The organism is Cellulomonas hominis (assembly GCF_005239125.1).
GTDB classification, from domain to species: Bacteria; Actinomycetota; Actinomycetes; order Actinomycetales; family Cellulomonadaceae; genus Cellulomonas; species Cellulomonas hominis_A.
The window spans coordinates 1-4691 of record NZ_SZYE01000241.1 but is presented as its reverse complement, the minus strand read 5'-3'; the positions used below and the strand labels follow the sequence as shown (position 1 = coordinate 4691).

Sequence of the window (4691 nt, the reverse complement as noted above, 5' to 3'; positions counted from 1 at the left end):
ACCGCGCCGACGACCCGGCCGCCCGCACCGCCGCGCCCGCGCCGGGACCCGACGCCGGCTCGGTCGGCCCCGCCCGCGAGGGCTCCGGTCCGCTGGGCACCGGCGAGGACCTCGTCGCGGACGACCCCGACCGCCCGCGCCGCTCGGCGACGGCCGAGGTCGCCGACCTGCTCGCGGACCTCACGGCGGCGGGCGCCCGGACCCTCGCGTTCACGCGGTCGCGCCGCGCCGCGGAGTCGGTCGCCACCGTGACCCGGGAGCACCTGCGCGAGGTCGACCCCGAGCTGGCCGCCGCCGTCGCCGCCTACCGCGGCGGGTACCTGCCCGAGGAGCGGCGCGAGCTGGAGCAGGCCATCCGGACCGGCCGGCTGCGAGCCCTCGCCACGACGAACGCCCTGGAGCTGGGGGTCGACATCTCCGGACTGGACGCCGTCGTGATCGCCGGCTGGCCGGGGACGCGGGTGTCGCTCTGGCAGCAGGCCGGTCGCGCGGGGCGGGCGGGCGCCGACGGGCTCGTGGTGCTGGTCGCGCGCGAGGACCCCCTGGACACGTACCTGGTGCACCACCCCGAGGCGGCCCTCGACGCCCCCGTGGAGGCGACCGTCTTCGACCCCGGCAACCCGTACGTGCTCGCCCCGCACCTGTGCGCGGCCGCCGCGGAGACGCCGATCCGCGCCGAGGAGCTGGACCTGTTCGGCCCGGGCACCCGGGAGCTGCTGGACGTCCTCGTCGCCCGCGGTGCGCTGCGCCGTCGGCCGTCGGGCTGGTACTGGACGCACGCCGAGCAGGCCGCGCGGCTGACCGACCTGCGCGGCACCGGGGGCGACCCCGTGCGCGTCGTCGAGTCCACGACCGGTCGGCTGCTCGGCACGGTCGACTCCGCCGCCGCCGACTCGACCGTGCACGCCGGCGCCGTCTACGTGCACCAGGGGGCGACGTACGTCGTCGACGAGCTGCGCCTGGAGGACGGCGTGGCGCTCGTCGACCGGCGTGACGTCGACTACGGCACCTGGGCGCGCTGGGTCACCTCGACCGAGATCCGCTCGGTCACGGCGGAGCGCCGGTGGGGGCCCGTGACCTGGGGGTTCGGAGCGGTCGACGTCACCACCCAGGTGCTGAGCTTCCAGCGCAAGCGGATCCCGGACATGGAGGTGCTGGGCTCCGAGCTCCTCGACCTGCCCGCACGCACGCTGCCCACGACCTCGGTCTGGTGGACGGCTCCCGTCGAGGTGCTCGAACGCGCCGGGATCACCGTAGAGACGGCACCCGGTGCGTTGCACGCCGCGGAGCACGCGTCCATCGGGCTGCTCCCGCTGCTCGCGACCTGCGACCGGTGGGACCTCGGCGGCGTCTCGACCGCCCTGCACGCCGACACGGAGCAGGCGACGGTGTTCGTGCACGACGCCTACCCGGGCGGCGCGGGGTTCGCGGAGCGGGGGTACGACCTCGGCGCGACCTGGCTGCGGGCCACCCGCCAGGCCATCGCGACCTGCCCGTGCCGGACCGGGTGCCCTGCGTGCGTGCAGTCGCCCAAGTGCGGCAACGCCAACAACCCGCTGGAGAAGGCGGCCGCGGTGCGGCTGCTCGACGCCGTCCTCGCGTACGCGCCGGCCTGAGCCGGGTCGCGCCGCCGCACGTCGCGGTGCCGAGGACCCCGGTCCCGCGCGGGGCGGGTCCGAGCGGCGCGGGTCCGAGCGGCGCGGGCCGGCGGTCGCCTCGGCCGCGGCCTGCCCGACGGCCGTCCGCACCTCGGCCAGGACGTGGACGTCCCTCCCGCCGACGACGGTGCACCCGACGAGCGCCGCCCCGTTCCGCTCGACGACCGTCCCGGCGAGCTCGCAGGCACCGGTGCGCCCGCGGAGCAGGCGCTCGGCCGCGGCGAGCGACCCCAGGTCCGCGGCGGCCTGCGCCCGGCCGCGTGCCTGCTGGACGACCCCGAGCATCCCCAGCGCCCCGGCGAGCACCGCCGTCACCGCCGCGAGCGCCACCACGAGCACGGAGGCCGAGCCGCGGTCGCGCACCACCGGGCCCGCACGTCCGCCCCGCCCGCCGGCCGGGGAGCCGCTCGGACCACCCCCGGCCGGACCCGACCGGTTCACGGCTCCACCCAGGCGGCGGCAGTGCCCCGCACCGTGATCCCCCCGACCAGCGGCACGGCCGGCCCGACGCTCGCCTCGACGGTCACGACCACCCAGGCGGCGTCCCGGGCGACGGCCGTCCGGGCTCCGGCACCGGCCACCCGGGCCGCCGCGGCGGCGACGGCGGCGTCTCCCTCGCCGATCGCCGCGACCCGGGCCGCCACCCGCGCGGCGTCCGCGCACCGGAGCTGGGTGACGGCGCTCGCCGCGAGCGCCACCACGACCCCGATCAGGACGGCGACGACCGGCAGGAGGACCGCGAACTCGGCGGTCACCGAGCCACGGTCTCTCTGCGGTCCCCGCCGCGGACGCCCGGTCACACCGCCAGGGCGTCGCGCACGAGGTTCGTCAGCGTCTCCCGGATCTCCGCGCTGCGGAGGATCACGACCAGGAGCCCGGCGAACCCGACCGCGGCGATCATCACGACGGCGTACTCCGCGGTCGCCAGACCGGCGTCCCGCGTCGTGCCGGCGAACCTCACCCGCACGCGCCGCAGACGCGCCGGTGCGCGCCGCACCGCCTCCGTCGCACGGCCGCAGCGCCGTCGCCAGGCCGTCCGCGTGCTGCTCACCTGCTGCATCTCGTGCCTCCTGTGATCCGCGCCGGCCGCCCGTCGGCCGGCAGGACCGACCCTGCCGAGGCCGGACCCCGAGATGCCGAGCCGCCGGCCGCTCCCTGGGGACGGCGCACGCCCCCGCGTCTGTGGAGGGCTCGGCGCCCGCTCCTCGCGGCGCTTACGGCCGCCGAGAACCACCCGAGGCCCAGGCACGGCGGACGAGCGCCGGCCCACGCCGGGCAGCGCCGCACACCGAACGAGCAGCCGACACGTCGAGCGAGTAGTCGCCGGATACACGCTCGACGTGTCGGTTGCCCTCTCGGCACCCGGCGTCCCGCCGCGGGCACCGGCGGAGCACCCGGGGTCCCGCGCCGGGCACGGCCGAGCGTTCGGGAACCGGCGCAGACGTGGACGGGCCCAAGCGACGGCGGCGAGGGCGTCAGAGCAGACCGCAGCCGAGGGCGTCAGAGCAGACCGCGGCCGAGGGACGCCAGCACGGGGACGAGCCCGACCAGCACGAACGCCGGCAGGAAGCAGAGCCCCAGCGGGACGACCAGCCGCACGCCCAGCCGGCCTGCCGCCTCGCGCGCTGCCCGCTCGCGCGTCCGGCGGAGCTCGGCGGCCGCGGCCCTCAGCGCCGGGCCCGCGGGCGCTCCGGTCCGCCACGCCGCCTCCAGGCCGTCGAGCACGGCTCCCAGAGCCGGGGCGTGCTCCCACGCCGCTGCCCACGGCTCGCCGAGCAGCAGCGCGGTGCCGGCCCGGGTGAGGTCCCGTCCGGTCGCTCCGCCGAGTGCGGCCCCGACGGCGCCGAGGGCGCCCGGCACGCTGGCGCCGGCGCGCACGGCCACGGCGAGCAGGTCCACGACGGTCACCAGGTCGACGGCGAGGGCGTCCTCGGCCGCCCCGCGGGCACCGGCCCGCGCGGCCCGGCGGTCGACGGCGGCCGGGCCGGGTCGACGGGCCGTCGGGGGCCGGAGCAGGTGCACCGACACGGCGGCGAGCAGGACCAGCAGGGCCTCATCCACCGCGCGTCCCGGCGCGCCGGCCCGCGCGGCTCCCCGGGTCGGCACCGCTGCCCGAGGACGCACGCCCGCCCGAGCCCGCACCCGAGGCGGTCCCCGGGGCCGAGCCCGCGCCCGCCGTCCGGGCGCCCGCGACCATGCGCCGCGTCCACCGGCGTCCGGCCAGGGTCAGCACGAGTCCTGCGAGACCGGCGGCCGTGCCCGCTCCGCCCCCCAGGAGGACCCCGAGCGGGTTCGCGCCGAGCAGGGTCCCGAGGACGACTCCGAGGACCGGGAGCCAGGTCAGCAGGGAGGTGGTCTGCCGGGGGCCGGCGAGCGCGCCCCGCACGGCGGTCTCGGCGTCCGCGTCGGCGGCGAGCGTGCGGGCGCACTCCTCGAGCACGCCCGCCGTCGGGGCGCCGAGCTCGGCGGCGAGCCGGCCGGCCGCGAGCACGCCGGCCACCCGCCGCCGGAGCTGGTCCTCCGAGGGGTCGCCAGCGGGCGACCGCCGGCGCTCCGGCAGGACCGCGAGGAGGACGTCCTGCGCGGCGGGCACGCCGTCCGGGCCCACGGGGACGCCGAGCACCTGCCGCCAGGCGTCGGCCGGTGCGCGGCCCGCGCGCACCTCGGCCGCGACCGCCGTGACGACCGTGCCCAGCAGGGCCGCCGGGTCGGTGTCCGGGCGCCGCCACCACCGGGTGGGCGACGCACGCCCCGCGGGGTCCGCAGCACCTCCCGCGCCGACCCGCCCGGCACGGAGCCGCCCGGCACCGTCCCCGACGGGCCGCGCGCCCCCGTCCTCCCACCGGATCGACCCCGCGGGGTGCCGGCCGCGCCCCGCCGCCCGGACGGAGTGCCCCCCACCTGCCCGCACCCGCCGCCGGGCAGCTCCGCCGGGCCCCCTGCCCAGCAGCACGGCGGCCGCGACCAGCGTCGCCGCGAGCAGCCCGCCGCCCGCCGCCCCCGCGGTCACCCGGGTGCGTCCCGCGCCGCGGC

General features: G+C 79.8%; 5 protein-coding genes and 1 pseudogene. 1 reads left to right on the top strand and 5 read right to left on the bottom strand.

The features are described 5' to 3' along the window. On the top strand, window positions 1–1616 hold a 1616-nt coding region (locus tag FA014_RS17950), incomplete at its 5' end, for a DEAD/DEAH box helicase (RefSeq protein WP_154730990.1). A 96-nt stretch (window positions 1617–1712) separates the two neighbouring features. Here FA014_RS17950 and FA014_RS20840 read toward each other — a convergent pair. The 5 genes and pseudogenes from FA014_RS20840 to FA014_RS20265 form a co-directional block, all read right to left on the bottom strand. Next, window positions 1713–2021 (bottom strand): annotated as a pseudogene (locus FA014_RS20840) (Rv3654c family TadE-like protein); the annotation flags it as partial. A 74-nt stretch (window positions 2022–2095) separates the two neighbouring features. Further along, window positions 2096–2413 (bottom strand): TadE family type IV pilus minor pilin, encoded by a 318-nt coding sequence (locus FA014_RS17940; RefSeq protein WP_230323372.1) that lies wholly within the window; start codon window positions 2411–2413, stop codon window positions 2096–2098. 41 nt (window positions 2414–2454) lie between these two features. After that, window positions 2455–2625 carry a DUF4244 domain-containing protein gene (locus FA014_RS20835; protein ID WP_230323370.1) on the bottom strand — a complete coding sequence of 57 codons (171 nt, stop codon included), beginning with the start codon at window positions 2623–2625 and terminating at the stop codon, window positions 2455–2457. Window positions 2626–3158: 533 nt separating this feature from the next. Then, the gene (locus tag FA014_RS17930; protein ID WP_195969361.1) at window positions 3159–3719 is read right to left on the bottom strand and encodes a type II secretion system F family protein; all 561 of its coding nucleotides are present in this window, start codon (window positions 3717–3719) and stop codon (window positions 3159–3161) included. Continuing rightward, window positions 3712–4691, bottom strand: a 980-nt coding sequence (locus FA014_RS20265) for a hypothetical protein (protein WP_230323369.1), incomplete at its 5' end; no start/stop codon positions are given. The genes FA014_RS20265 and FA014_RS17930, both read right to left, overlap by 8 nt.